40 protein-coding genes are annotated in these 25,565 nt (G+C 40.7%); 34 read left to right on the top strand and 6 right to left on the bottom strand.

The genetic code is table 11. The annotated features are described in order from the left end of the window. Positions 1 to 4: 4 nt before the first annotated feature. Positions 5 to 691, top strand: a complete 687-nt coding sequence (gene azlC / locus P6280_RS00795) for an azaleucine resistance protein AzlC (protein WP_131129529.1) — start codon at positions 5 to 7, stop codon at positions 689 to 691. Then, complete coding sequence (locus P6280_RS00800) at positions 685 to 1,032, top strand: branched-chain amino acid transporter permease (RefSeq protein WP_223888307.1); 348 nt, start codon at positions 685 to 687, stop codon at positions 1,030 to 1,032. Before azlC ends, P6280_RS00800 begins: the two co-directional genes overlap by 7 nt. 2 nt (positions 1,033 to 1,034) lie before the next feature. On the opposite strand, the gene P6280_RS00805 is transcribed toward P6280_RS00800, so the two are convergent. Genes P6280_RS00805 through crdA form a run of 4 tightly spaced genes read right to left on the bottom strand, consistent with a single transcriptional unit; the run spans position 1,035 to position 6,767 of the window. Further along, positions 1,035 to 4,142, bottom strand: coding sequence for an efflux RND transporter permease subunit (locus tag P6280_RS00805; protein WP_283236733.1), 3,108 nt, complete (start codon positions 4,140 to 4,142; stop codon positions 1,035 to 1,037). Continuing rightward, positions 4,143 to 5,150 carry an efflux RND transporter periplasmic adaptor subunit gene (locus tag P6280_RS00810; protein ID WP_283236734.1) on the bottom strand — a complete coding sequence of 336 codons (1,008 nt, stop codon included), beginning with the start codon at positions 5,148 to 5,150 and terminating at the stop codon, positions 4,143 to 4,145. It lies immediately after the preceding gene. Then, positions 5,147 to 6,385, bottom strand: a complete 1,239-nt coding sequence (gene crdB / locus P6280_RS00815; protein WP_283236735.1) for a copper resistance outer membrane protein CrdB — start codon at positions 6,383 to 6,385, stop codon at positions 5,147 to 5,149. Before crdB ends, P6280_RS00810 begins: the two co-directional genes overlap by 4 nt. A 4-nt stretch (positions 6,386 to 6,389) precedes the next feature. After that, positions 6,390 to 6,767, bottom strand: coding sequence for a FixH family protein (gene crdA, locus P6280_RS00820; protein WP_220914073.1), 378 nt, complete (start codon positions 6,765 to 6,767; stop codon positions 6,390 to 6,392). Positions 6,768 to 6,942: 175 nt separating this feature from the next. Between crdA and fumC the strand changes: the two genes are divergently transcribed. From fumC to P6280_RS00835, 3 genes are read left to right on the top strand one after another with little or no spacing between them, the layout of a single operon-like run. Next, positions 6,943 to 8,334, top strand: coding sequence for a class II fumarate hydratase (gene fumC / locus P6280_RS00825; protein WP_001160561.1), 1,392 nt, complete (start codon positions 6,943 to 6,945; stop codon positions 8,332 to 8,334). A 22-nt stretch (positions 8,335 to 8,356) separates the two neighbouring features. After that, entirely contained in the window at positions 8,357 to 8,608 is a 252-nt protein-coding gene (locus P6280_RS00830; protein WP_283236736.1) for a hypothetical protein, read from the top strand. A gap of 30 nt (positions 8,609 to 8,638) precedes the next feature. Beyond that, positions 8,639 to 9,253 carry a ribonuclease HII gene (locus P6280_RS00835; RefSeq protein WP_283236737.1) on the top strand — a complete coding sequence of 205 codons (615 nt, stop codon included), beginning with the start codon at positions 8,639 to 8,641 and terminating at the stop codon, positions 9,251 to 9,253. On the opposite strand, the gene P6280_RS00840 is transcribed toward P6280_RS00835, so the two are convergent. Continuing rightward, the gene (locus P6280_RS00840) at positions 9,227 to 9,805 is read right to left on the bottom strand and encodes a hypothetical protein (protein ID WP_283236738.1); all 579 of its coding nucleotides are present in this window, start codon (positions 9,803 to 9,805) and stop codon (positions 9,227 to 9,229) included. The genes P6280_RS00835 and P6280_RS00840 overlap by 27 nt on opposite strands. A gap of 285 nt (positions 9,806 to 10,090) precedes the next feature. Further along, the gene (locus tag P6280_RS00845; RefSeq protein ID WP_283236739.1) at positions 10,091 to 11,173 is read right to left on the bottom strand and encodes an ATP-binding protein; all 1,083 of its coding nucleotides are present in this window, start codon (positions 11,171 to 11,173) and stop codon (positions 10,091 to 10,093) included. Positions 11,174 to 11,381: 208 nt separating this feature from the next. Here P6280_RS00845 and rpsJ point away from each other — a divergent pair, with 208 nt between their 5' ends. Genes rpsJ through rplQ form a run of 29 tightly spaced genes read left to right on the top strand, consistent with a single transcriptional unit; the run spans position 11,382 to position 25,228 of the window. Then, a complete protein-coding gene (gene rpsJ / locus P6280_RS00850) occupies positions 11,382 to 11,696 on the top strand; it encodes a 30S ribosomal protein S10 (protein WP_000411561.1) in 315 nt (104 codons plus the stop codon). Positions 11,697 to 11,732: 36 nt separating this feature from the next. Next, entirely contained in the window at positions 11,733 to 12,308 is a 576-nt protein-coding gene (gene rplC, locus P6280_RS00855) for a 50S ribosomal protein L3 (RefSeq protein WP_000395323.1), read from the top strand. Between the two features lie 34 nt (positions 12,309 to 12,342). Then, positions 12,343 to 12,990 carry a 50S ribosomal protein L4 gene (gene rplD, locus P6280_RS00860; protein ID WP_000030157.1) on the top strand — a complete coding sequence of 216 codons (648 nt, stop codon included), beginning with the start codon at positions 12,343 to 12,345 and terminating at the stop codon, positions 12,988 to 12,990. A gap of 3 nt (positions 12,991 to 12,993) precedes the next feature. After that, positions 12,994 to 13,275: a 50S ribosomal protein L23 gene (locus P6280_RS00865; RefSeq protein ID WP_017280860.1), complete on the top strand. Its 282-nt coding sequence runs from the start codon at positions 12,994 to 12,996 to the stop codon at positions 13,273 to 13,275. Between the two features lie 15 nt (positions 13,276 to 13,290). After that, positions 13,291 to 14,121 (top strand): 50S ribosomal protein L2, encoded by an 831-nt coding sequence (rplB, locus tag P6280_RS00870; RefSeq protein ID WP_000985811.1) that lies wholly within the window; start codon positions 13,291 to 13,293, stop codon positions 14,119 to 14,121. Between the two features lie 11 nt (positions 14,122 to 14,132). After that, the gene (gene rpsS, locus P6280_RS00875) at positions 14,133 to 14,414 is read left to right on the top strand and encodes a 30S ribosomal protein S19 (RefSeq protein ID WP_033620656.1); all 282 of its coding nucleotides are present in this window, start codon (positions 14,133 to 14,135) and stop codon (positions 14,412 to 14,414) included. A gap of 9 nt (positions 14,415 to 14,423) precedes the next feature. After that, positions 14,424 to 14,792, top strand: a complete 369-nt coding sequence (gene rplV / locus P6280_RS00880; protein ID WP_000030383.1) for a 50S ribosomal protein L22 — start codon at positions 14,424 to 14,426, stop codon at positions 14,790 to 14,792. Between the two features lie 3 nt (positions 14,793 to 14,795). After that, positions 14,796 to 15,500 carry a 30S ribosomal protein S3 gene (rpsC, locus tag P6280_RS00885; protein WP_017280858.1) on the top strand — a complete coding sequence of 235 codons (705 nt, stop codon included), beginning with the start codon at positions 14,796 to 14,798 and terminating at the stop codon, positions 15,498 to 15,500. A 2-nt stretch (positions 15,501 to 15,502) separates the two neighbouring features. Beyond that, the gene (rplP, locus tag P6280_RS00890) at positions 15,503 to 15,928 is read left to right on the top strand and encodes a 50S ribosomal protein L16 (RefSeq protein ID WP_000928965.1); all 426 of its coding nucleotides are present in this window, start codon (positions 15,503 to 15,505) and stop codon (positions 15,926 to 15,928) included. Beyond that, positions 15,915 to 16,115, top strand: a complete 201-nt coding sequence (gene rpmC, locus P6280_RS00895; protein ID WP_000877895.1) for a 50S ribosomal protein L29 — start codon at positions 15,915 to 15,917, stop codon at positions 16,113 to 16,115. The genes rplP and rpmC overlap by 14 nt, the downstream gene beginning before the upstream one ends. Before the next feature lie 13 nt (positions 16,116 to 16,128). After that, positions 16,129 to 16,389 (top strand): 30S ribosomal protein S17, encoded by a 261-nt coding sequence (gene rpsQ, locus P6280_RS00900; protein ID WP_001093079.1) that lies wholly within the window; start codon positions 16,129 to 16,131, stop codon positions 16,387 to 16,389. Between the two features lie 2 nt (positions 16,390 to 16,391). Then, positions 16,392 to 16,760: a 50S ribosomal protein L14 gene (rplN, locus tag P6280_RS00905; protein ID WP_000616110.1), complete on the top strand. Its 369-nt coding sequence runs from the start codon at positions 16,392 to 16,394 to the stop codon at positions 16,758 to 16,760. Beyond that, a complete protein-coding gene (gene rplX / locus P6280_RS00910) occupies positions 16,760 to 16,981 on the top strand; it encodes a 50S ribosomal protein L24 (RefSeq protein WP_000834238.1) in 222 nt (73 codons plus the stop codon). Before rplN ends, rplX begins: the two co-directional genes overlap by 1 nt. Before the next feature lie 12 nt (positions 16,982 to 16,993). Further along, the gene (gene rplE, locus P6280_RS00915) at positions 16,994 to 17,539 is read left to right on the top strand and encodes a 50S ribosomal protein L5 (RefSeq protein ID WP_000467381.1); all 546 of its coding nucleotides are present in this window, start codon (positions 16,994 to 16,996) and stop codon (positions 17,537 to 17,539) included. Between the two features lie 9 nt (positions 17,540 to 17,548). Next, on the top strand, positions 17,549 to 17,734 hold the full coding sequence (locus P6280_RS00920; RefSeq protein ID WP_001085694.1) for a type Z 30S ribosomal protein S14: 186 nt from the start codon (positions 17,549 to 17,551) through the stop codon (positions 17,732 to 17,734). Between the two features lie 9 nt (positions 17,735 to 17,743). After that, the gene (gene rpsH, locus P6280_RS00925; RefSeq protein ID WP_000245805.1) at positions 17,744 to 18,139 is read left to right on the top strand and encodes a 30S ribosomal protein S8; all 396 of its coding nucleotides are present in this window, start codon (positions 17,744 to 17,746) and stop codon (positions 18,137 to 18,139) included. 10 nt (positions 18,140 to 18,149) lie between these two features. After that, a complete protein-coding gene (rplF, locus tag P6280_RS00930; protein ID WP_015645843.1) occupies positions 18,150 to 18,686 on the top strand; it encodes a 50S ribosomal protein L6 in 537 nt (178 codons plus the stop codon). Between the two features lie 13 nt (positions 18,687 to 18,699). Next, complete coding sequence (rplR, locus tag P6280_RS00935) at positions 18,700 to 19,056, top strand: 50S ribosomal protein L18 (protein WP_283236740.1); 357 nt, start codon at positions 18,700 to 18,702, stop codon at positions 19,054 to 19,056. 14 nt (positions 19,057 to 19,070) lie between these two features. Continuing rightward, on the top strand, positions 19,071 to 19,514 hold the full coding sequence (gene rpsE / locus P6280_RS00940; protein WP_001860543.1) for a 30S ribosomal protein S5: 444 nt from the start codon (positions 19,071 to 19,073) through the stop codon (positions 19,512 to 19,514). A gap of 17 nt (positions 19,515 to 19,531) precedes the next feature. Then, on the top strand, positions 19,532 to 19,933 hold the full coding sequence (rplO, locus tag P6280_RS00945; protein ID WP_283236741.1) for a 50S ribosomal protein L15: 402 nt from the start codon (positions 19,532 to 19,534) through the stop codon (positions 19,931 to 19,933). Positions 19,934 to 19,970: 37 nt separating this feature from the next. Beyond that, a complete protein-coding gene (gene secY / locus P6280_RS00950) occupies positions 19,971 to 21,233 on the top strand; it encodes a preprotein translocase subunit SecY (protein ID WP_001030196.1) in 1,263 nt (420 codons plus the stop codon). Next, the gene (gene map / locus P6280_RS00955; RefSeq protein ID WP_033587082.1) at positions 21,233 to 21,994 is read left to right on the top strand and encodes a type I methionyl aminopeptidase; all 762 of its coding nucleotides are present in this window, start codon (positions 21,233 to 21,235) and stop codon (positions 21,992 to 21,994) included. Before secY ends, map begins: the two co-directional genes overlap by 1 nt. Continuing rightward, positions 21,994 to 22,257: a translation initiation factor IF-1 gene (gene infA, locus P6280_RS00960; protein WP_283236742.1), complete on the top strand. Its 264-nt coding sequence runs from the start codon at positions 21,994 to 21,996 to the stop codon at positions 22,255 to 22,257. The genes map and infA overlap by 1 nt, the downstream gene beginning before the upstream one ends. 41 nt (positions 22,258 to 22,298) lie before the next feature. Further along, complete coding sequence (gene rpmJ / locus P6280_RS00965) at positions 22,299 to 22,412, top strand: 50S ribosomal protein L36 (RefSeq protein WP_000868339.1); 114 nt, start codon at positions 22,299 to 22,301, stop codon at positions 22,410 to 22,412. A gap of 3 nt (positions 22,413 to 22,415) precedes the next feature. Beyond that, positions 22,416 to 22,778, top strand: a complete 363-nt coding sequence (rpsM, locus tag P6280_RS00970) for a 30S ribosomal protein S13 (protein WP_000090809.1) — start codon at positions 22,416 to 22,418, stop codon at positions 22,776 to 22,778. Between the two features lie 22 nt (positions 22,779 to 22,800). Then, a complete protein-coding gene (gene rpsK / locus P6280_RS00975) occupies positions 22,801 to 23,196 on the top strand; it encodes a 30S ribosomal protein S11 (protein ID WP_058337620.1) in 396 nt (131 codons plus the stop codon). Positions 23,197 to 23,205: 9 nt separating this feature from the next. Further along, positions 23,206 to 23,832: a 30S ribosomal protein S4 gene (rpsD, locus tag P6280_RS00980; protein WP_000135247.1), complete on the top strand. Its 627-nt coding sequence runs from the start codon at positions 23,206 to 23,208 to the stop codon at positions 23,830 to 23,832. An 11-nt stretch (positions 23,833 to 23,843) separates the two neighbouring features. Beyond that, the gene (locus P6280_RS00985) at positions 23,844 to 24,878 is read left to right on the top strand and encodes a DNA-directed RNA polymerase subunit alpha (protein ID WP_283236743.1); all 1,035 of its coding nucleotides are present in this window, start codon (positions 23,844 to 23,846) and stop codon (positions 24,876 to 24,878) included. Then, positions 24,878 to 25,228: a 50S ribosomal protein L17 gene (rplQ, locus tag P6280_RS00990; RefSeq protein ID WP_001216119.1), complete on the top strand. Its 351-nt coding sequence runs from the start codon at positions 24,878 to 24,880 to the stop codon at positions 25,226 to 25,228. Before P6280_RS00985 ends, rplQ begins: the two co-directional genes overlap by 1 nt. Positions 25,229 to 25,565 lie beyond the last annotated feature (337 nt).

A 25,565-nucleotide genomic window follows, 5' to 3' on the forward strand; every position in this document is an offset into this window, starting at 1 on the left:
GTTGATGCATGATTTTCTAAAAGCCTTCAAAGACGCTTTCCCTCATACCATTTCTATCTTTTTAGGGTATTTGCTTATGGGAATGACTTTTGGAATGCTTTTAGTCCAGCATGGCTATGATTATAAAGTCGCTTTGTTCATGTCGTTATTCATCTACGCTGGGGCGGTGCAATTTGTAGCGATCACGCTTTTAAGCGTGCAAGCGAGCTTGATGAATGTCGTTATTGTGAGCTTATTGGTGAATGCGAGACAGACTTGTTATGCGCTTTCTATGTTAGACAGATTTAAAAACACTAAATGGCGTTTGCCCTATTTAGCGCATGCGCTCACGGATGAAACCTTTGCTTTATTGAATTTATACGCTCCTAAAGAGGGGGTGAGTGAAAAAGACTTTATTTTTAGCATTTCCTTACTCAACCACTCTTATTGGATTTTTGGCTCGTTAGTGGGTTCGTTGGTGGGTTCGCATTTTTCTTTTGACACTCAAGGCATGGAATTTGTGATGACAGCGATTTTTATCGTGCTGTTTATGGAGCAATACAAACGCAACACGAACCATAAAAACGCATGGCTTGGGATTTTTATTGCGGTTGTTTGTTTAGCGCTCTTTGGGACTGAATACTTTTTGCTCATCGCTTTAGTTTTAATGGTGCTTGCTCTTATTTTGTTTAGGAAGCAGTTAGAATGTTAATGCATTCTATACTCATTATTTTAGTCATCATAATAACGACTTATTTCACGCGCATTTGGCCTTTTATGGTGTTTAATACTAAAAACCCGCCCAACGACTTTGTGCGTTATTTGGGTAGGGCTTTATCATGCTCAGTGATAGGCATGCTTGTGATCTATTGTTTTAAAGACATTCACATTTTAAAACCCCCTTATGGGATCAACGAAATCACCGCTTTTTTAGCCGTTATCCTTTTGCACCGCATTTTTAAGGTGTTTGTTTTAAGCATCACGCTCCCTACCATTCTTTATATGGTTTTAGTCCAAAGCCATGCGTTAGAAAAGGCTTTTTTTAATCCCTAAAATCATGTTTGATTGCTTTTAATTCCCGCATTTTTGATCACAAAATACGCCGTAGGGATAATAAAAAGCGTTAAAACAACGCTGCTTATCATGCCCCCTAGCATGGGTGCGGCGATGGATTTCATGATTTCACTTCCTGTGCCATGGCTATACATGATCGGAATGAGTGAAGCTAAAATGCTAAAAAAGGTCATAAGCTTGGGCCTTACCCTAAGCACCGCCCCATGCATGATGGCTTCTTTTAAAGCGGCGCTATTTTGCTCTTTTAAAGGGGTTTTGGTGAATTTTTGAAACGCGTCTTCTAAATAAATAATCATCACAATAGCCGTTTCACTCGCTACCCCTAAAAGGGCTAAAAAGCCCACTAACGCCGCCACGCTCATGTTAAAGCCCATGATATTCATAAAAATTAACCCCCCCAAAAACGCAAAAGGCAGAGTGAAAAAGCATAGTAAGGAATTGGTGAGATTCTTTAAAGCAAAGACAATTAAAATAAAAATGATAAACACGCTCACCGGCACGATGTATTGTAAGGTTTTAAACGCTTCTTCTAAATACTGGCTCTCACCGCTAAATTCATAATAATACCCGTTAGGCAATTGGATTTTTTCTAGCGCTTTTATCGCTAGTTGTCTGTAGGTATCAGAGCTGATACCATTTTGCGGCACGATATAAATAAAATTCACGTTCAAGCCCTTTTCGCTCTTTAACACCGCCGGCGAGTTGTCGTAATAGATATGGGCTAACTCCCTTAAAGGCATGTAATTGTAAGCGGTTTTGATGTAGAGGTTTTTTAATTTTTCAATGGTGTTTCTTTCGGTGTCTTCTAAGCGTAAAGAAATAGGGTAGCTTTCTACGCCTTTAATCATGGTCGTGAGCGTGGCTCCGCCCAAAGCGAATTTGATCGCATCTAACACGGCGTTTTTATTGATGCCATAACGAGCCAGATTTTCATCGTTCAAATCCAGCGTGATGTAGTAGCCATTATTGGATCGCTCGGCAAAGACGGATAAACTCTCTTTTAGGGTTTTGAGCTGTTGCTCCATAAGGATCGCTAATTCTTGTAATTTATCCGTGTCATTACCATAGAGCTTGATGCCTAGGGGCGTTCTAATCCCGGTTAAGAGCATGTCCGTTCTCCCACGAATGGGGTAAGTCCATGAATTGGTCAAGCCTTTTAATTGCAGGGTCTTTTCTAGTTTATCCCTAACTTCTTTATAACTGAGCTTTTCTTTCAATTCGTTTTGCGGCTTTAATTCAATGTAGGTTTCTATCATGCTCAAACCGGCAGCATCGGTGCTGGTGTTAGCGCGCCCCACTTTACCAAAAACCTGTTTGACAAAATCCAATCGCTTGATAGCGGCATTACTTTTTTTCAAGTATTCTAAAGCGGTATCAATACCCACGCCATTAAGCGTTACAGGCATATACATGATTACCCCTTCATTGATTTGGGGGATAAATTCCCAGTTGAGTTTTTTATACGCTACATACAAGCCTCCTAAACCCAGGACGCTCGCTATTAAAAAAGCGTATCTGAATTTAAGCACAACATTCAAGCTTGTGCCATAAATTTTGATGAAAAAAGCGTTAATAGGGTTTTTAGACTCTTCTAAAATCCGCCCTTTAATGAGCCATACCATTAAAATAGGGACCATGGTGATAGAAAGCAAGGCTCCTACTAGCATGGCAAAGGTTTTGGTGTAAGCTAAAGGGGCAAAAAGCTTTTCTTCTTGACCGGTGAGCGCGAAAATTGGCAAGAAAGAAACCACGATGATCATTAAAGCAAAAAATATTGCGCCTCCCACATGCTTAACCCCTTGCATGATGGCATTAACCCTTTGAGTGTTGTCTTTTGTATCAATGTGTTGCAGATGCTTGTGCGCGTTTTCTACCATCACAATAGCCGCATCCACCATCGCCCCTATAGCGATCGCAATGCCCCCTAAACTCATGATACTCGCTTCAATATTGAAATAACGCATGAGCAAGAAACTAATGCACACGCTTAAAGGCAGAGTGATAATCACCACTAAAGCACTCCTGAAATGCAATAAAAAAATCGCAATAATGACTAGCACAATGACGCTTTCTTCTATGAGAGTGTGGATTAAATTGTCAATGCCTTTTTCAATCAATTCGCTCCTGTCATACACACTGGTGATTTTCACATCAGGGTTACTCGCTTGTAGGGTGGCGATTTTTTCTTTAATGGCTTTAAGTACCTTATAAGTGTCAGCGTGATAGCGCACCATAACAATCCCCCCCACCACTTCCTTATCGCCATTGAGATTAGCCGCCCCTCTGCGTGGTTTGGGCGTTAGCCTCACGCTCGCTATATCTTTGATTTTTAAAGGGATAGCCCCTTCTTTTTTAACCACAATTTCTTCTAAATCCTTCAAAGATTGGATATAGCCATGCGATCTTATGATTTTTTCAAACCCGTTTTCTAAAATAACCCCCCCACCGGTATCGTTATTAGAATTTTTAATCGCGTTAGCGACTTGCTCTAAACTCAAGTTATAACGGATCAAAGAATCGTTTTGAAGCGTTACTTCATAATCTTTCACAAAGCCCCCCACGCTTGCGACCTCACTCACCCCATCAACCCCCAAAAGCGCATAGCGGTAATAAAAATCTTGCAAGACTTTCAAATCGCTTAAATTCTTGCTATCGCTAGACAGAGCGTATTGATACGCCCAGCCAATAGAAGTGGAATCGCTCCCTATTTCCACTTTAGCGTCCTTGGGCAGATTATTCACTCGGTTCAATTGCTCTAAAACCCTATCCCTAGCCCAATACAAATTGACGCCGTCTTTAAAAATGATGTAAATCAAGCCGCTTTCATAGCTAGAAATCCCCCTAACCGTGTCAATGTTAGCGATACTCATGAAAGTAGAAACTAACGGGTAAGTAACCTGCTCTTGCACGATTTTAGGGCTTTGGTTGGGGTAAGTGATTTGCACGACCACTTGAGCGGGGCTTAAATCCGGCAAAGCGTCTAAACGAACGCTTTTTATCGCCCACAAAGAGGCTAAAAAAATGAGCAGAGTGATTAAAGTGGTAAGGAGTTTGTTTTTAACGCTTAAATCAATGATTTTTTCTATCATTCAATAATCCCCATTGTTTTGAGCGTCAGCGTCTAGCACGAATAAAGCGTTATTAGCGACTTCTTCGCCCGCTTTTAAACCCTCTAAAATTTCATAACTCCCATCGCTCAAGCGAACGGCTTTAATTTCTAACGGGCTTAAGCCAAAGTCATCTTTTTTAAACACGATAGCTTTCCCCCCTTTAATCAAAACCGCTTCTTTAGGCAGGATCTTCATTTTTTGTGGTTTTTGAAAGATTTCTACTTGAGCGAACATGTTAGGGTAATAAAGCTGTTTGATATTAGGCACATTGAAGCGCGCTTCTAGCATTTTATCTTCTTTGTTTATGATGGGGTTGATGTTTTCAAGCGTGATTTCTTGCTCGCCTTTAATCCCTTCTACAAACAAGATCGCTTTATGCGTGTTTTTTAAAAATTCTAAATCCTCTTGATTGACTTTAACAAGCGCCCACAATTGGCTTAAATCTATGATTTGAAACAACTCTTGCCCTTTTTTAATGAAGCTCCCCTCATTGAGAGTTGGGCTTTTTTTAAAAATAACGCCGTTAAAACGAGAGTAAATAGTCATTTCATTTTGGACTTTATGAGCGCTGATGGTTTTTTCAATGCTAGAGTTTTCTAGCCCTAATAGTTTTAATTTTTCTTTAATCGCTCCCACTTGTTGGTTGAATTTCAATGATGACAGCAATTCGCTTTGAACGCTCACTAATTCAGGGGAATACACGCTCAATAACCTATCGCCCTTTTTAATGGGGGTATAGGTTTTATTCGCATAAAGCTTTTCCACATAGCCATCAAAACGCAGGGTTTGAGAAAAAATCAGCGCTTCATTAGGCTCTAGGAGTGCATAATAGCGCCGGCTTTGAGAAAATTCTTTTTCTATGACCTTAGTGGTGGAAATATTGAAACGGGTTTGGCTTTTAGTTTCTTTAATTTCTTTAGTTTCTTTGGCGTTAGCGAATAAGGGGCTAAAAAATAAAATCAAGGCTAACCATAAAATCCGATTCATTCTAATCCTTTAAGGTTTTGTAAAGACAAATAAGCGCTATTTAGAGCGCTTAAGGTTTCAAGCTGGGTGATTTGGGTAGTGATTTTGTCATTAAAAGCGTTGTAATAAGCGTTGTAATCGCCATTAGACTTCAAATCAAGCGCATAAATTTGCGCGATTTTTTCATTCTGCTTGATGATTTTATTGATCGATTCTAGGTTTTTTTGCAAGATTTCTAATTTTTTAAGGAGTTTTAGGGCCAGGTGGCGGATTTTATTTTTGGTGTTTTCCACTTCGCTTTTAAACGCCAAGCTTTCTTTTTTCTTTTGCTCCACTAATTTAGCCTGCTTGCCATAAATAGGTAAAGGGATAGACAAAGCGACGCTAAACATATCGTAGTTATAGTATTGTTTGGAGCGGAAATAATACACCCCGGTAACATTCACGTCTTCTAAAAAGCTTTTTTTAGCCAAAGTGATGTCTTTTTGCGATTTTTCTTCATCAAGCCTAGCGATCGCAATATCGTAATTAGTAGCGCTAATGTTATATAACTCTTGCTCCTTATTGAATTCAAAATTTTTAGGGGCAATGCTTAAAAGCTCGTTTTCTTTAAAAGTCAATTCACCCATGGAATAATGGCTATTGGATAGCGCTTCTTCTAAATTGTTTTTTTTGATTTCTAATTGCGATTTTAAAATTTCTAGCTTGGCGATCGCTATTAAATTGGGCGAACTGGAATGGTTGGCTTGATAGAGGGTGTTTTCTAAATTTTTAATCGCTGTGTTTAAAAGCTCTATTTCTTGCTGGTTTTTATAATTTTCAATGCCATTTATCATTAAATTGATCGCTAATTGCTGCTTGGTTTTTTTAAGCTCTAATATCTTTTTTTGCTTTTCTAAATTGATCATTTGAGATTGCGTGAGTTTTTTACCATTTAAATCCACTTTTTGAGACAAACCCAAACTCATGTTTTGCATCAAAGTGCTATCCAGCCTGAAAAAATCGCTCACATTAGCGTTGTTATAGCCTAAATACAAAACAGGGTTGTCCCATTTGCTAACGGCTTTTTCTTGAGAACTTAAAGCGTCAATTTGCTCTTGTAAGGCTTGTATTTTTTGATTTTTAGAAAGGTATTTAGCCACAAAAGATTGGATCTCTAAATCTTTAGCAAACCCCAAACTAAAAAGCAGTAAAAAAGCGCTTAAAAAGCGTATTGAAACACCTCTTTTATAAAACACGCTTATAAAAGATAGCATGCTCTTATAAATCCAGGCTTGTTTTAGCGCGATAAACCTGGCCCTCTTTAGATTTAATATCCACCCTCACCTGCCATGTCCCGTTCATAGAAAGATTGGTTTTAGCTTCATAAATGCCGTTTTTTTCACTCACTTGCGCCACTTCTTTCATCGCTGGCATGCCAGACATTTCAGGCATCATAAACTGCACCCTAACGATAGCTTTTTCTAAAGCCTTACCTTTTAAAGTGGGGCTAAGCACGAAAGTGTTATCGCCTTTAATGGGGTTACCCACGGATTTGATTTTCACTTCCAAGTCATTGGCTTTTAGGGTTTGCTCCCATGCGTTTAAACCCATAACCCCCAATGCGCTTATTAAAAATAAAGCGGCTAACTTTTTCATCGTTTTGACCTTTAAATTAAGATAACAAGAAAATTCTTGTTGCGGATGAATGATAACTTTCTTTTGTGTAAAAATTGTGGAAATGGTTTTTAAAAAAATTAGGGTTTTTAAGTAGAAGGTATAAGAGTTTATGCTATTTTTTTAAGGTTTTAAAATCAAATTTCAAAGGATTAGTATGCAATTTAGAATTGAACATGACACGATGGGCGAAATTCAAGTGAATGACAGCCAATACTGGGGGGCTCAAACGCAACGCAGTCTTGAAAACTTTAAAATCGGCACCGAAAAAATGCCTAAAGAACTCATTGGCGCGTTTGCCAAACTCAAAAGGAGTCTAGCGGTTGTCAATCACAAGTTAGGGAAATTAAGCCTAGAAAAATCCCAAGCCATTATCAAGGCGTGCGATTGCATTTTAAAAGGCGAGCTGTGCGGCGAGTTTCCCCTAGCGATATGGCAAACAGGGAGCGGGACTCAAACGAACATGAATCTCAATGAAGTCATTGCCAATAAGGCTACAGAAATTTTAGGGGGTAATTTCAGGGAGAAAAAACTCATCCACCCTAACGATGATGTGAACATGTCTCAAAGCTCCAACGACACTTTCCCTACCGCAATGCATATTGTGAGCGTGCTAGAAATCACGCGCAAGTTATTGCCCAGTTTAGAGAATCTGTTAAAGACCTTTAAAGACAAAAGCCAACAATTTAAAGAGATTGTCAAAATCGGGCGCACGCATTTACAAGACGCTACGCCTTTAACTTTGGGGCAAGAATTTAGCGGGTATGCGAGCATGTTAGAGCATTCTAAACAACAAATTTTAGAGAGTTTGGAGCATTTAAGAGAATTAGCCATAGGCGGGACTGCCGTAGGCACAGGGCTAAACGCTCATAAAGAATTGAGCGAAAAAGTGGCTGAAGAATTGAGCCAGTTTAGCGGCGTGAAATTCATTTCTGCGCCCAATAAGTTCCATGCGCTCACTAGCCATGACGCTATCGCTTATGCGCATGGGGCTTTTAAGGCTTTAGCGGCGAATTTAATGAAAATCGCTAACGATATTAGATGGCTTGCGAGCGGGCCGCGTTGTGGTTTGGGCGAGCTTAATATCCCTGAAAACGAGCCGGGCAGTTCTATTATGCCCGGTAAAGTCAATCCCACGCAATGCGAAGCGATGACAATGGTAGCCGTGCAAGTGATGGGGAATGATACCGCTATTGGCATTGCGGCCAGTCAGGGTAATTTTGAACTGAATGTGTTTAAACCGGTGATCATTTATAATTTCTTGCAGAGTTTGAGGCTGTTGAGCGATAGCATGGAAAGTTTTAATATCCATTGCGCAAGCGGTATTGAGCCTAATAAAGAAAAGATTGATTATTACTTGCACCATTCTTTGATGCTAGTAACCGCCCTAAACCCGCATGTAGGCTATGAAAACGCCGCTAAAATCGCTAAAAACGCCCACAAAAAAGGCATTTCTTTAAAAGAAAGCGCGCTGGAATTAAAACTCTTGAGCGCTGAAGATTTTGACAAATTCGTGGTTCCTGAAAAGATGATCGGGCCTAAGGCTTGAAAACCTTGGGTGGGCGTGTGAGATGAATCCTGAAAAAGCCACTCATTGCAAAGAGATTTGCAAGATCTTAAAAGAAGCATTGCATGACAATAAAGATTTGAATCTTTCTTTAAAATCTGGAGGCAAGCATGCTAAGCTGACTGATGGGGTGCATTCTTTAACGATCCCTTCATCGCCAAGCGACAGAAAAAGTGCGAAAAACTTTGAAAAAGAATTAACAGAGTTTGTTAAGAAGCTAAGAGAAAACGAGATAACGCATGGAGCGCATGAGTAGGAATTTTCATGCCGGTTTGGTTGCATATCAATGACTTTAGGCATTGATGAGGCGGGGAGAGGGTGTTTGGCCGGGTCGCTTTTTGTGGCTGGGGTGGTGTGCGATGACCAAACAGCCTTAGAGTTTTTGAGCATGGGCTTAAAGGATAGCAAGAAGCTCAGCCCCAAAAAACGCTTTTTCTTGGAAGATAAAATCAAAACGCATGGTGAGGTGGGTTTTTTCGTGGTTCAAAAAAGCGCGAATGAAATTGATAGCTTGGGTTTAGGGGTGTGTTTGAAGCTCGCTGTGCAAGAAATTTTAGAAAATGGCCGCTCTTTAGCCAATGAGATAAAAATAGACGGCAACACGGCGTTTGGCTTGAATAAACGCTACTCTAATATAGAAACCATCATCAAGGGCGATGAAAAAATCGCTCAAATCGCTATGGCGTCTGTTTTGGCGAAAGCCTTTAAAGACAGAGAAATGCTAAAATTGCACGCTTTGTTTAAGGAATACGGCTGGGATAAGAATTGTGGGTATGGGACTAAACAACATATAGAAGCGATGATTAAGCTAGGGGCTACGCCTTTTCATCGGCATAGCTTCACGCTTAAAAACCGCTTGTTAAATCCCAAACTCTTAGATGTGGAACAACGCCTTATTTAAAATAGCACTGAGATTACTAGCGCTCGTTGGAGAAAGGTTGATGCGCTTTGCTTTAAAGTAAGCGATTAAGTCTTCAGGCTGGATGAAAGGGAATTGCACCATGACATACACACGATGGTTGGTGGTATCCACGAACCTTTTAGCTAAAATGGATTTAGACACTAAAAAATCAACAAGCCCGAATAAATGGTTGATAACATTATTTTTAACTTGAAGCGCCTTAACAATACGATGGTGCATTTTGGTGAGTAAAATGCTTTCTAAAGTGCTGTAAGCGTTCATTTTAGCCCTTAAAAAAGCCACTTTTTCAGTGTTCGTTTCAGAGGGCAATTTGTCATCATAGGGGATGTAATTGGTGTAAAAATCGTTTCTTTTACCAGAAATTGAAGCCGATCCGACATATTGATTGGGCGGGTTTTTTTTGTCAAAAAGATTGATTTTAAGCCAATCAGGGTAGTTAATCGTGTCTTTCAAACTCTCAGCATGTGCTGTTTGAGCGAAGAGGCCTAGGGATAGCAAGGCGCAGAAACTTAATTTTTTCAATGCATTCATTGTAGCTTCCTTTCTATAAAAGAATATTAAAAACGCCCTACGCTTTTAGGGTAGGTGGTATTTCTCAAAAAAGCGAAATACTGGGATAGCTTATAGTGGATTAGCTTAAGAAAAAATAAAATACACATTAATAATATAAAAAAATGTGTAATAATTTTAATACATAAATACATAAATACATAAATACATAAATACATAAATACATAAATACATAAATACATAAATACATAAATACATAAATACATAAATACATAAATACATAAATACATAAATACATAATATTTATTATACCAAAATAGATTGAATATCCAAAGAAAAATCAATGAAATTAAGGTGTTTGTAGGGGGTATTAGCTGCCAAAATAGGGGCGTTGATAGAAACGATTACAATTTTTAAAAACCCATGTTTATGGCACCATAAAAGCTGTTTTTCTAAAAAATGGGGCGTGGGGAAAGCGTGGGCGATGAGAGCGAGCTTGTTAGTGGCGTTTTTATGCAAGATAAAAATCCCATTATCATGGGAGTAAAGCTCATGGTTTGGGAATTGCTTGTAAAGCTCTAAAAAAACCATGTTCTCAAAAACATTTAAAAGCGAAGGGCTAGGAGTTAGGCTATAAGGCAAGGCAAAATCGCACAGATACAATTTGGTTTTATTGTTTTCAAAACTGGGGGCTAAAAAAATGATGCGTTGTTTTTCTAGCGCGTGCAACAATTTATAAAGGGTGTCTTTAGAGATCTTAAGCTCTTTTTTGAGTTGCGTATAAAGATAAAAAGCGCTCACAAACTTAGATTGATACGAGCAGATTTTAGCCATTAAGGGGGCGTAAGCTTGAAAGATTAATTTAATGTTTTCTTGTTTTTTTAGGATTTTTTCTTGCTCATTTTCCATAAAAAGCGAATCTAAAGCGTTGCCGTCTTTTAAAAAGCGGTTAAACAGAGTGTTTTTAGGGGTGTTGGGTTTGAAAAAGCTAATATATTCTTTAAAATTCAACCCTAACGCATAGCACAAGTTGCAATCTGGCGCTGTTATGGGGCTTAAATAATTAGGGATAAGAACGATTTTAGGAAGCTTAGGCAGGCTGAAATCCAAGCGATCCATATGATCTAAAATGAGTAAATCCATTTTCTTTTCTAAATGCCATTTCAAAAGCCATGAGCTTAGAATGTTTTTGTTCAAGCGCATGTCATTGTAATTGATATACACAGGGTTTTTAAAATCCTTCGCTAGTTTGAGGGCAAAAGTGGTTTTACCGGATTTCATCGGCCCTAAAAGACAGATTTTATCGCTTGAGTTTAAAAGCGGGTTGTTTAAAGCCGGCTCTTTAGGGGTTTCAAAAGGCCCAAAAGGGTGCAAGCACGAAAGGGGCATGAACTTCCTTTCAAATGAGATTGGATTAAGATAATCGTAGCGCATTTTTTCTATTTCCTTATAAAAAGGAAGTAAAAATCTCTAAAAATCCCTAAAAATAGTAAAAGTTATTGACTAAATGGCGCATTTTGAGTAGTATTTCAGTTTTTATTTTATTGTTTTATCCTGTTTTTAGTAACGGATAAAACGAGTTCTTTTAGGAGAGTTTATGGAAAAAATCAGGTTGAAGCTCAAAGCTTATGACCATAGAGTGTTGGATCGCTCTGTTGTGGCTATCGTGGAAGCCGTAAAGCGCTCAGGTTCTGAAATTAGAGGGCCTATCCCTTTACCGACTAAGAATAAGCGTTACACCGTTTTACGCTCCCCGCATGTCAATAAGGATTCAAGAGAGCAGTTTGAGATTAGGGTTTATAGCCGATTGATTGATATTATTTCGGCCACTCCAGAAACCGTGGATAGCTTGATGAAGTTGGATTTAGCTCCTGAAGTGGATGTAGAAGTAACTTCTATGGAAACGAAGTAGTCCTAACGCATTGAGATCATAAAATAAGGGTTAGATATGGAATTTTTAGTTCAAAAGATAGGCATGAGTCGCACCATTGACGCTAACAGCACGCCTGTAACTTTGCTTAAAGTCTTGCAAGCGAAAGTGTGCCAGCTAGAAAACGGGAAAGCTTTAGTGGCCTATGCGATGCATAAAAAACACAATAAGGCGATTGAAGGCCAGCAAAAGAAATACCAACTCAGTAAAGAGTTTAACCATTTCGCTACCTTAAAAGCTTCCCAACAACAAGAGTTGGGCGATTTGGATTTGAGCGCTTTAGAAACGCTTAAAAGGGTTAAAGCGAGCTTTAAAACGAAAGGGAGAGGCTTTGCGGGGGTGATGAAGCGTTGGAATTTCCAAGGCGGACCTGCCGCTCATGGGAGCCGTTTCCATCGCCGCCCTGGTTCTATTGGTAACAGAGAATGGCCAGGAAGAGTGCAAAAGGGTAGGAAAATGGCAGGGCATTATGGCAATGAGCTAGTTACTTGCCAAAACGAGGTGCTCTCTTTTGATAAAGAAAGTATGGTGTTAGTGCTAAAGGGTTCAGTGGCCGGCTTTTCTGGGGCTTATGGACGCATTAGAGCGGTATAAAACCATACATTGAATATAATATAAAGGGTTTGATATGAGTAAGGCCATCGTTTTAGACAGCCATTTGAAAGAAAAGGGTAGCGTGGAGTTACCTAAAAGATATGAGGGCATCAACAGCCATAACCTCTATCTTTATGTGAAACATTATTTATCTTCTGCGCGCGCTAATACCGCTAAAAGTAAAAACCGCGCTGAAGTGAGTGGGGGCGGTAGGAAGCCTTGGGCGCAAAAAGGGGGCGGGAGAGCCAGAGCAGGGAGCATCACTTCGCCTGTGTTTGTGGGTGGGGGTGTCTCTCATGGGGCCACTAACAACCGCAACTACAACCTTAAAATCAATAAAAAACAAAAACGCTTGGCTTTAGAATACGCTTTAGAAGAAAAAGCGCAAGCGAATAAGCTTTTTGTGGTGGAAAAAATCGCTATAAAAGGCGTGGTTGAAGACAATAAAAGAAAGCATTTGACTAAAGAAGCCAACCAAATGTTCCAGGCTTTAGAGCAACGAGACACTTTGTTTGTGTGCATGAACATGGACGAATACACCGAGTTAGCCTTTAGTAACCTTAAAAAATGCCTCATTATTGATGTGAGTGAGTTAAACGCTTATCTTTTAGCGGCGTTTAGCTCTGTTGTGATGGAAGAAGCAGCGTTTCAGCATGTGGTGCAAGATAAGACAGAGGAGTAAAAAATGGCAGACATCATGGATATAAAGTCAATTCTTTACACTGAAAAGTCATTAGGATTGCAAGAAAAAGGCGTTTTAGTGGTTCAAACGGCTCAAAATGTAACTAAAAACCAGCTCAAAGAAGTGTTTAAAACTTACTTTGGCTTTGAGCCTTTGAAAATCAATTCTTTGAAACAAGATGGTAAGGTGAAACGCTTTAGAGGGAAGCTTGGACAAAGAAAGTCGTTTAAGAAATTTTATGTGAAAGTTCCAGAGGGCGCTAGCATTGCCGCCCTTGGCGCGTAGAAAGGAGAAAGCGTTATGGCGATTAAAACTTATAAGCCTTACACCCCAAGCAGACGCTTCATGTCGGTGTTGGACTCTAAAGACATTACCGCAAAAAGCAGTGTCAAAGGCTTACTCACTAAGCTTAAAGCAACAGCAGGGAGAAACAATAACGGGCGTATCACCAGCCGCCACAAAGAGAGAGGGGCTAAAAAACTCTACCGCATTATTGATTTCAAACGCAACAAATACAATATTGAAGGGAAAGTGGCTGCGATTGAGTATGATCCTTACAGAAACGCACGCATCGCTCTTGTAGTCTATCCTGATGGGGACAAACGCTACATTTTACAGCCAAGCGGCTTGAAAGTAGGCGATAGCGTTATCGCTGCTGAAGGCGGTTTGGATATTAAAGTGGGCTTTGCGATGAAGTTAAAAAATATCCCTATAGGAACGGTGGTGCATAATATTGAAATGCATCCAGGGGCTGGTGGGCAATTAGCCAGAAGCGCAGGAATGAGCGCTCAAATCATGGGTAGAGAAAATAAATACACTATTCTCAGGATGCCAAGCTCTGAAATGCGCTACATTTTAAGCGAATGCATGGCGAGTGTTGGCGTGGTAGGGAATGAGGATTTTATCAATGTCTCTATCGGTAAGGCAGGGCGTAACCGCCACAGAGGCATTCGCCCACAAACTCGTGGTAGCGCTATGAACCCAGTGGATCACCCGCATGGTGGGGGTGAGGGTAAAACAGGGACAAGCGGTCATCCTGTATCGCCTTGGGGCACTCCAGCTAAGGGCTATAAGACTAGAAAGAAAAAAGCTAGCGACAAGCTCATCATTTCCAGAAAGAAACATAAATAAAGGGTTAAAGAATGTCTAGGTCAATTAAAAAGGGTCCTTTTATAGACGACCACTTGATAAAAAAAACGCTCAAGGCAAAAGAGGGCAAGGATAACCGCCCGATTAAAACATGGTCTAGAAGAAGCACCATTTTGCCTGAAATGATTGGTTTTACTTATAATGTGCATAACGGAAGGGTTTTTGTCCCTGTGTATATCACAGAAAACCATGTGGGTTATAAGTTAGGGGAATTCGCTCCTACAAGAACTTTTAAAGGGCACAAAGGCAGTGTCCAAAAAAAGATTGGCAAGTAAGGGGGTAAAATGAGTAAAGCGTTATTAAGATTTGTGCGGTTATCTCCTACTAAAGCCAGATTGATTGCAAGACAGATTCAAGGCATGAGCGCTGAATTAGCGATCGCTAGTTTGGAATTTACGCCCAATAAAGCGGCTAGAGTGCTTTCAAAAGTGGTGGCTTCTGCGGTCGCTAACGGCTCTTTAGACGCCAAGAGCGCTCTGATTGTTTCTTGCAGAGTGGATGCTGGCCCTGTGCTTAGGCGCTCCATTCCAAGGGCTAAAGGCAGAGCCACAGCCATTAGAAAGCCAACATCTCATGTATTCGTAGAAGTAGCAGAAGGGAAAGAAATGAAATCTTCTAAAAGCCATAAAAAAAATCAAGCAGAAGGTAAGTAGGGCATGGGACAAAAAGTTAATCCGGTAGGTTTAAGATTAGGTATTAATAGGAATTGGACTTCCAGATGGTTCCCTAGCACTCGCACCGCTCCAAGCAATATTGATGAAGACAATAAGATTAGGAAATTCCTTAAAAAAGAGCTTTATTATGCCGGCGTGAGCGAGATTGTGATTGAAAGAGCGGCTAAAAAACTGCGCGTTACGGTCGTAGCGGCTCGCCCAGGGCTTATCATTGGTAAAAAAGGCGTGGATATTGAAAAAGTCAAAGAAGGCTTAAAAACGCTCATCAAAAAAGAAGTCTCCATTAATATTAAAGAAGTCAAACGCCCCCAAGCTGACTCCCAATTAGCCGCAGAAAATGTAGCCACCCAGCTAGAAAAAAGGGTCGCTTTCCGCCGCGCGATGAAAAAGGTCATGCAAGCGGCGTTAAAATCCGGCGCTAAAGGGATCAAGGTGCGCGTTTCTGGCCGTTTAGCAGGGGCTGAAATCGCTCGCACCGAATGGTATATGGAAGGGCGCGTGCCTTTACACACCTTAAGGGCTAAGATTGATTATGGCTTTGCTGAAGCGATGACGGTATATGGTATTATTGGCGTGAAAGTGTGGATTTTCAAAGGGGAAGTTTTGCAAAAAGGTATCCAATTTGAGAAAAAAGAAGAGGCTAAAGAAGAAAGAGAGCCTAGAAGAAGCAGAAGAGGGAGGCAATAATCATGTTAATGCCAAAAAGAACAAAATACAGAAAGCAAATGAAAGGGCGCAATCGTGGGAAAGCCCATCGTGGTAACTCTATTGCGTTTGGGGATATTGCGATTAAAGCCATAGAGCATGGGAGGATCGATTCACGCCAGATTGAATCCGCAAGGGTGGCCATGACAAGGCACATTAAAAGAGCGGGTAAGGTGTGGATTAGAGTGTTCCCTGATAAGCCTTTGACCGCCAAACCTTTAGAAACCAGGATGGGTAAAGGTAAAGGCTCTGTGGAAAAATGGGTGATGAATGTCAAGCCGGGCAGAATCGTTTATGAAATGCTAGGCATTGAAGAAGGACTAGCGAGAGAAGCTTTAGCGTTAGCTCAGAGCAAACTTCCTTTTAAAACCAAAATTGTAACTTGTGAGAGCGAAAATGAAATATACTGAATTGAAAGATAAAAGTATCAAGGAATTAGAAGAGTTGTTGCATGCTAAAAAAGCGGAGCTTTTTGAGTTGCGCGTTAAGTTAAAGACCATGCAATTGAGTAATCCTAACGAGATTAAGAAAGCTAGAAGAAATATCGCTCGCATTAACACGGCCATTAATGCGTATTATTCTTCTAGCGTTGAGTAAAAAAGGGTAAGCAATGAATACGAAAAAGCCGCATAAAAGGCTGGTGCAAGGCAAGGTTATCAGCAAGTTTGCTGAAAAAAGCGCTGTGATTCTTGTGGAAAGAAAAGTGGTGCATGAAAAATACCGCAAGATTGTTAAAAAGTTTAAAAAATACACCATCCATGATGAAAACAATCAGGTGAAAGTAGGGGATTTTGTGAGCGCGATTGAGTGCAGACCGCTTTCTAAAACCAAGTCTTTCACGCTTAAAGAAATTTTAGTAGTGGGAGTATAAGCATGATACAGAGTTTTACAAGATTGAATGTCGCTGACAATAGCGGCGCTAAAGAAATCATGTGCATTAAGGTGTTAGGAGGCAGCCATAAACGCTATGCGAGCGTGGGCAGCGTGATCGTGGCTTCCGTGAAAAAAGCTATCCCTAATGGTAAGGTGAAGCGCGGTCAAGTAGTCAAAGCCGTTGTGGTGAGAACGAAAAAAGAAATCCAAAGGAAAAATGGTTCTTTGGTGCGTTTTGATGACAATGCAGCAGTGATTTTGGACGCTAAAAAAGATCCGGTTGGCACAAGGATTTTTGGGCCAGTGAGCCGAGAAGTGCGTTACGCTAATTTCATGAAAATTATTTCTCTAGCGCCGGAGGTTGTATAATGAAAAGCGAAATCAAAAAAAATGACATGGTGAAAGTTATTGCAGGAGACGATAAGGGTAAGGTCGCTAAGGTTTTAGCGGTGTTGCCTAAGACTTCTCAAGTGGTTGTTGAAGGGTGTAAAGTGGTGAAAAAAGCGATTAAACCTACTGATGATAACCCTAAAGGGGGCTTTATCCATAAAGAAAAGCCCATGCACATTTCCAATGTGAAGAAAGCTTAAGGAGTTGGATACATGTTTGGTTTGAAACAATTTTATCAAAATGAAGTGAGGGCAAAACTCACTCAAGAATTGGACATCAAAAACCCCATGCTTTTGCCCAAGCTAGAAAAAATCGTTATCAGCGTGGGCGCTGGGGCTCATGCAAAAGACATGAAAATCATGCAAAATATCGCGCAAACGATTTCTTTGATTGCAGGGCAAAAGGCGGTTATCACTAAAGCGAAAAAATCCGTTGCAGGCTTTAAGATCAGAGAAGGCATGGCGGTAGGGGCGAAAGTTACCTTAAGGAATAAACGCATGTATAATTTCTTAGAAAAGCTGATTGTGATTTCACTGCCTAGAGTGAAAGACTTTAGAGGGATTTCACGGAATGGTTTTGATGGGCGTGGGAATTACACCTTTGGGATCAATGAGCAGTTGATTTTCCCGGAAGTGGTTTATGATGATATTATGGTCAGTCATGGCATGAACATCACTATGGTAACTTCTACAGACAACGATAAAGAAGCGTTCAAGTTGTTAGAATTGCTTGGATTGCCTTTTGCAAAAGTGAGATAAGGGGTTAATATGGCTAAAAAATCAATGATAGCAAAGGCTCAAAGGAAACCAAAATTTCAAGTAAGAGCCTATACCAGATGCCGCATTTGTGGGAGACCTCATTCGGTGTATAGGGATTTTGGACTTTGTAGGGTGTGCTTAAGAAAAATGGGCAGTGAGGGACTCATCCCAGGCTTGAGAAAAGCTAGTTGGTAAGGATAAGATATGGTAAATGATATAATTGCAGATTCATTAACTCGTTTGAGAAACGCTTCTATGCGCCGCTTAGAATTCACACAGCTTTATTACGCAAAGATCGTGGTTTCTATTTTAGAGATTTTTAAAGAAAAAGGTTTCATTAAAGATTTCAATGTCAAAGATAAAGACAAGAAACAATCGGTTTATGTGCAATTGGCTTATGATGAAAAAGGGCATTCAAAAATCAGCGAAGTGAAGCGCTTAAGCAAACCCGGTCGTCGTGTGTATAAGCAAAAAAACGAGTTGAAGCGCTTTAAAAATGGCTATGGCGTGATTGTGGTAAGCACTTCTAAAGGGGTGATCACCAACGAAGAAGCTTACAGACAAAATGTCGGTGGCGAAGTGCTTTGCAGCATTTGGTAAAGGATTGAAAATGTCAAGAATTGGGAAAAGAATCATTGAAATTCCAAGCTCTGTGCAAGCGAGCGTTGAAGGGAGCAAGCTTCTTTTTAAAAACAGCAAAGAAAAGCATGAATTAGAAACTCACAACCGAGTGAAAATCACGCTTGAAAACAACCAATTGAGCTTCCAGCCTGTGGGCGAAGACGCGCAATCTAGGGCTTATTGGGGGACTTATGGGGCGTTAGCCAACAACATTGTAATAGGCTTAAGCACCGGTTTCACTAAGACTTTAGAAGTCAATGGTGTGGGCTATAAGGTGGCTTTGGGCAATAAAACTTTGGATTTGAGTTTGGGTTTTAGCCACCCGGTGAAATACCCCATTCCAGCGGGGATTGAAATGGTGGTGGAAAAAAACACGATCACGATCAAAGGGAGCGATAAGCAAAAAGTAGGGCAAGTCGCCGCTGAAATCAGGAGCTTCAGACCCCCAGAGCCATACAAGGGCAAGGGCGTGAAATACAGCAATGAAGTCATTATTAGAAAAGCTGGTAAAACAGCTAAAAAATAAATAAGGTGAAGTGATGAACGCGAAAGCATTGTATAAAAAGAAAGCCTTGAGAGATCGCCGAAAATTAAGGATTAAAAGCAAACTCGTAGGCGATGCGTTAAGGCCTAGGGTGAGCGTTTTTCGTTCCAACCGCTATTTCTATGCGCAAGCGATTGATGATGTTAAACAAAGCACCATAACGCATATTGACGGCAGGAAAATGGGCTTTAAAAACACGCAAGAAGACGCTAAAAAATTAGGCGCTCTCTTTGCTGAAGAATTGAAAAAAGCAGGGATTGAGCGAGCGGTTTATGACAGGAATGGTTATCTCTATCATGGCGTGGTGGCAGCGTTTGCTGAAAGCTTGAGAGAGAATGGGATCGTTCTATGACAGAAAGGAAAGGTATGGAAGAGATTAACAGAGAAGAGTTTCAAGAAGTCGTTGTGAATATTGGCCGTGTAACCAAAGTGGTTAAGGGCGGTAGGCGGTTTCGTTTTAACGCTTTAGTGGTTGTGGGCAATAAAAATGGGCTTGTAGGCTTTGGTTTGGGCAAGGCTAAGGAAGTCCCTGATGCGATTAAAAAAGCGGTGGATGATGCGTTTAAAAACCTAATTCATGTAACCATTAAAGGCACGACTATCGCTCATGACATTGAGCATAAATACAACGCAAGCCGTATTTTACTCAAACCGGCAAGTGAGGGAACGGGAGTGATTGCTGGGGGTTCAACGCGCCCTATTGTGGAATTAGCAGGCATTAAGGATATTCTAACCAAATCTTTAGGCTCCAACAACCCCTATAATGTGGTGCGCGCGACTTTTGACGCTTTAGCCAAAATCAAAGCGTAGTTAAAAAGGATATGATGATGGGATTAGAAAATTTAAAACCGGCTAAAGGTAGCGTTAAAAAAATCAAACGAGTGGGTCGTGGTCAAGGAAGCGGCATGGGAAAGACTGCCACAAGGGGCGGTAAAGGCCAAACCGCAAGGACAGGCTATAAGGCTAAAAGAGGCTTTGAAGGGGGGCAACAACCCTTACAACGCCGTTTGCCTAAAATAGGTTTTAGGACTAAAGATTCTCATATCTATTCTATCAATGTAGAAAAGAATGAAGCGATTAAGGATTTAGAAGAAATCACTTTTTCAAGCTTGCGTGCTTTACACCGTTTCCCCCTTTATATTGAAGGCGTGAAGTTGATTGGTAAAGACGCTAAAAACTTGGCTTCTAAAATTAAAGATGAGAGAATCAAAACAAGCGGGCAGAAGTAATGCCCTTATCAGCTTGATTGGAGAGGAATAAGTTAATATGAATAAAGCTATTGCTAGTAAGATACTCATCACTTTGGGTTTTTTATTTCTCTACAGAGTCTTAGCTTATATCCCCATTCCTGGCGTAGATTTAGCAGCGATCAAGGCTTTTTTTGACAGCAATTCCAACAACGCTTTGGGGTTGTTTAACATGTTTAGCGGGAATGCGGTTTCTCGCTTGAGCATCATCTCTTTGGGTATCATGCCCTATATCACTTCTTCAATTATCATGGAGCTTTTGAGCGCGACTTTCCCCAACCTGGCTAAAATGAAAAAAGAGCGAGACGGCATGCAAAAATACATGCAAATTGTGCGCTATTTGACCATTTTAATCACCCTAATCCAAGCGGTGAGCGTTTCAGTGGGCTTAAGGAGCATTAGCGGAGGAGTTAATGGAGCGATCATGATTGATATGCAAGTTTTTATGATTGTTTCAGCGTTTTCTATGCTTACAGGGACGATGTTGCTCATGTGGATAGGGGAGCAAATCACGCAAAGGGGCGTGGGGAATGGGATCAGTCTCATTATTTTTGCCGGGATTGTATCAGGGATCCCATCGGCTATTTCAGGCACATTCAACTTGGTCAATACGGGCGTTATCAATATCTTAATGCTCATTGGCATTGTGCTGATTGTTTTAGCGACTATTTTTGCGATTATCTATGTGGAATTAGCTGAGCGCAGGATCCCTATTTCTTATGCGCGTAAAGTGGTGATGCAAAACCAAAACAAGCGCATCATGAATTACATTCCCATTAAGTTGAATTTAAGCGGGGTGATCCCTCCTATTTTCGCTTCAGCTTTGCTCGTGTTCCCTTCTACGATTTTACAGCAAGCCACAAGCAACAAAACCTTGCAAGCGATTGCGGATTTTTTAAGCCCGCAAGGGTATGCGTATAATATTTTGATGTTCTTGCTCATTATCTTTTTTGCTTACTTTTATTCTTCTATCGTGTTCAATTCTAAGGATATTGCGGATAATTTAAGGCGTAATGGCGGGTATGTTCCAGGGCTTAGGCCTGGAGAGGGGACTTCATCGTTTTTAAATTCTGTAGCGAGTAAGCTCACTTTGTGGGGTTCATTGTATTTAGCGCTCATTTCTACCGTGCCTTGGATTTTGGTTAAGGCTATGGGCGTGCCTTTTTACTTTGGAGGCACGGCGGTGCTGATTGTGGTTCAGGTCGCTATTGACACCATGAAAAAGATTGAAGCGCAAATTTATATGAGCAAGTATAAAACTTTAAGCGCAGTAGGCTTTTAATGGCGATCTCTATTAAAAGCCCAAAAGAAATCAAAGCTCTAAGAAAAGCCGGGGAATTGACCGCTCAAGCGCTAGCCCTTTTAGAGCGAGAAGTAAGGCCTGGGGTTTCACTTTTAGAGTTGGATAAAATGGCTGAAGATTTTATCAAATCCTCTCATGCCAGACCGGCTTTTAAGGGGCTGTATGGATTCCCCAACTCTGTGTGCATGTCCTTAAATGAAGTGGTTATTCATGGCATTCCTACGGATTATGTTTTGCAAGAAGGGGATATTATAGGCTTGGATTTGGGGGTGGAGGTGGATGGCTATTATGGCGATTCGGCTCTCACGCTTCCTATAGGTGCAATAAGCTTGCAAGATGAAAAATTGCTCGCTTGCTCCAAAGAGAGCTTGATGCATGCCATTAATTCAATTAGAGTGGGCATGCATTTTAAGGAGTTGAGTCAGATTTTAGAGGGTGCTATTGTAGAAAGGGGCTTTGTGCCTTTGAAAGGATTTTGCGGGCATGGCATTGGTAAAAAACCCCATGAAGAGCCAGAAATCCCCAACTACCTAGAAAAAGGCGTCAAACCTAATAGCGGCCCTAAAATCAAAGAGGGCATGGTATTTTGCTTAGAGCCTATGGTGTGTCAAAAACAAGGCGAGCCTAAAATACTAGCGGATAAGTGGAGCGTGGTTTCAGTGGATGGGCTTAACACAAGCCACCATGAGCATACTATCGCCATAGTTGGTAATAAAGCAGTGATTCTTACGGAGCGTTAATGGCAAGAGATGATGTTATAGAAGTGGATGGGAAAGTGATTGAGGCGTTGCCTAACGCCACTTTTAAGGTGGAATTAGACAATAAGCATGTGGTGTTGTGCCGTATTTCTGGAAAGATGCGCATGCACTATATTAGGATTGCTTTAGGCGATAGGGTCAAGCTAGAGCTTACGCCCTATAGCTTAGACAAGGGTCGGATAACTTTTAGATATAAATGTATAAATGAATTTAAGGGTTATTTCAATGAAAATATGTTAGTATAAAAGTTTTTAGTAGTGCCTAATTTTTTCAAAGGAGAAAAATCATGAAAGTCAGGCCATCAGTGAAAAAGATGTGCGATAAGTGCAAAATTATTAAAAGAAGGGGCGTTATTAGAGTGATCTGCGCTACCCCTAAACACAAACAAAGACAAGGATAAAGCATGGCAAGGATTGCTGGTGTAGATTTACCAAAAAAGAAGAGAGTAGAGTATGCCCTTACCTATATTTATGGGATTGGGCTTAAGAGTTCCAGAGAGATTTTGGAAGCGGTAGGTATTTCTTTTGACAAGCGCGTGCATGAATTGAGCGAAGATGAAGTGTCTAGCATCGCTAAAAAAATCCAGCAAAGCTACCTAGTAGAGGGCGATTTGCGTAAAAAAGTTCAAATGGATATTAAATCTTTAATGGACTTAGGGAATTATCGTGGAATCAGGCACCGTAAGGGTCTTCCTGTAAGAGGCCAAACCACTAAAAATAACGCTAGGACTCGTAAGGGTAAGAAAAAAACCGTGGGTAGCAAGTAGCGAATAAGGAGATGATGATTTAATGGCTAAGAGAAATGTAACGGCTAAAAAGAAAGTAGTCAAAAAGAATATTGCTAGAGGGGTTGTTTATATTTCAGCGACCTTTAATAATACCAACATCACTATCACTGATGAAATGGGTAATGTGATTTGCTGGAGCACGGCGGGCGGTTTAGGGTTTAAAGGCTCTAAAAAATCCACCCCTTATGCGGCCCAACAAGCTGTAGAAAACGCTCTAAGCAAGGCTAAAGAGCATGGTGTTAAAGAAGTGGGCATTAAGGTTCAAGGGCCAGGTAGTGGGCGTGAGACCGCCATTAAGAGCGTGGGCGCGACAGAGGGCGTTAAAGTGCTTTGGATTAAAGACATCACCCCGCTCCCTCATAATGGTTGCAGACCCCCTAAAAGAAGAAGAGTGTAAGGAGGCTTTATGGCAAGATATAGAGGCGCAGTAGAAAGACTAGAAAGGCGTTTTGGGGTTTCTTTAGCCTTAAAAGGTGAAAGGCGATTGAGCGGGAAGAGCGCTCTAGATAAAAGGGCTTATGGGCCAGGCCAGCATGGGCAAAGACGCGCTAAGACTTCTGATTACGGGTTGCAATTGAAAGAAAAGCAAAAAGCTAAAATGATGTATGGTATTTCTGAAAAGCAATTCAGGAGTATTTTTGTAGAAGCCAATCGCTTGGACGGCAATACGGGTGAAAACCTTATCCGCTTGATTGAGAGGAGATTGGATAATGTCGTCTATCGCATGGGGTTTGCGACCACTAGAAGCTCTGCTAGGCAATTAGTAACGCATGGGCATGTGCTTGTGGATGGTAAGCGTTTGGATATTCCCTCTTATTTCGTGCGTTCAGGGCAAAAAATTGAGATCAAAGAAAAAACTAAGAGCAACCCTCAAGTGGTGCGCGCGATGGAATTGACAGCTCAAACAGGGATTGTGCCATGGATTGATGTGGAAAAAGATAAAAAATACGGCATATTCACCCGCTACCCTGAAAGAGAAGAAGTGGTTGTCCCTATTGAAGAAAGACTCATTGTAGAATTGTATTCTAAGTAAGGGGTTAGAGCATGAAAGTTATCAAAACAGCACCTTTGATCCCATCAGAAATTAAGGTGTTAGAGAAAGAGGGCAATCGGGTTAAGATTTCTCTGGCTCCATTTGAGTTTGGTTACGCTGTTGCGCTCGCTCATCCTATTAGAAGGCTCTTGCTTTTAAGCTCTGTGGGGTATGCTCCTGTAGGTTTAAAGATTGAAGGCGTCCATCATGAGTTTGACTCATTAAGGGGGGTTACTGAAGATGTGTCGCTTTTTATCATGAATTTAAAGAATATCCGCTTTATAGCCAAAGCGTTAGTGGGGCAGGATAGCTCTTTAGAAAACCAATCGGTTGTGGTGGATTATTCTTTTAAAGGGCCTATGGAACTTAGGGCTAGGGATTTGAGTTCTGATCATATAGAAATCGTCAATCCTGAAATGCCCCTAGCTACAATTAACGAAGACGCTCAATTGAATTTTTCGCTCATTATCTATAAAGGAATGGGATATGTCCCAAGCGAAAACACAAGGGAATTGATGCCTGAAGGCTACATGCCACTAGACGGCTCTTTCACGCCGATTAAAAAGGTCGTTTATGAGATTGAAAATGTTTTGGTTGAGGGCGATCCCAACTATGAAAAAATCATTTTTGATATTGAAACAGACGGGCAGATTGACCCTTATAAAGCGTTTTTATCAGCGGTGAAAGTGATGAGCAAGCAACTGGGCGTTTTTGGCGAAAGGCCCATTGCTAATACGGAGTATTCAGGCGATTACGCCCAAAGAGATGACGCTAAAGATTTGAGCACTAAGATTGAAAGCATGAATTTGAGCGCTAGGTGTTTTAATTGCTTGGATAAAATCGGCATCAAGTATGTGGGCGAACTCGTGTTGATGAGCGAAGAAGAGCTTAAAGGCGTGAAGAACATGGGTAAAAAATCCTATGATGAAATCGCTGAAAAATTGAATGATTTGGGCTATCCGGTAGGCACAGAATTAAACCCTGAACAAAGAGAGAGTTTAAAGAAAAGATTAGAAAAATTAGAAGATAAAGGAGGTAACGACTGATGAGACACAAACACGGATACCGCAAGCTTGGGAGAACCAGCTCGCATAGAAAGGCGTTATTAAAGAATTTAGCGATCGCTTTGATTGAGCATAACAAAATTGAAACAGGGATTTATAAAGCTAAGGAATTGCGCAGTTACATTGAGAAATTAACGACAGCGGCTCGTGTGGGCGATTTTAACGCACACCGCCATGTTTTTGCGTATTTGCAAAACAAAGAAGCCACCCACAAGCTTGTAACCGAAATCGCACCCAAATACGCGCAAAGGAATGGCGGATACACCAGGATCCAACGCACCACTTTTAGAAGAGGGGATGCTTCCACTCTAGCCACCATTGAATTTGTGTGAAATTTGACGGATTGCTGGCCAAGATTTTAGTCTTGGTTGGTATCGCTTTGATTTCATCTTTTTAAAAGAAGCATTTAAAAGCTTTGGTTTTGTTTTATTGATTGTAAAATTTAAAAATGCTAAAAGCGTTTTCTGTAATCAAAATGTAAAAGAGCTTAGTTAAGCGATAATCTCAAAACTGCAAAAATCAAGTAATTAAAACCCCATTTTTTAAAAAATTAACATAAACTCAAAAATCGCTTCTATCCCACCCTTTAATTGAGCGGTATTTCTTGCATTTTTATTGAGATTTCTAATTGGTTTGATGGTTTTAGGAAATCCAGCTACTAAAGATTGA

Source organism: Helicobacter sp. 219-2 (genome assembly GCF_030053225.1).
In the GTDB taxonomy this organism is placed as follows: Bacteria; Campylobacterota; Campylobacteria; order Campylobacterales; family Helicobacteraceae; genus Helicobacter; species Helicobacter pylori_C.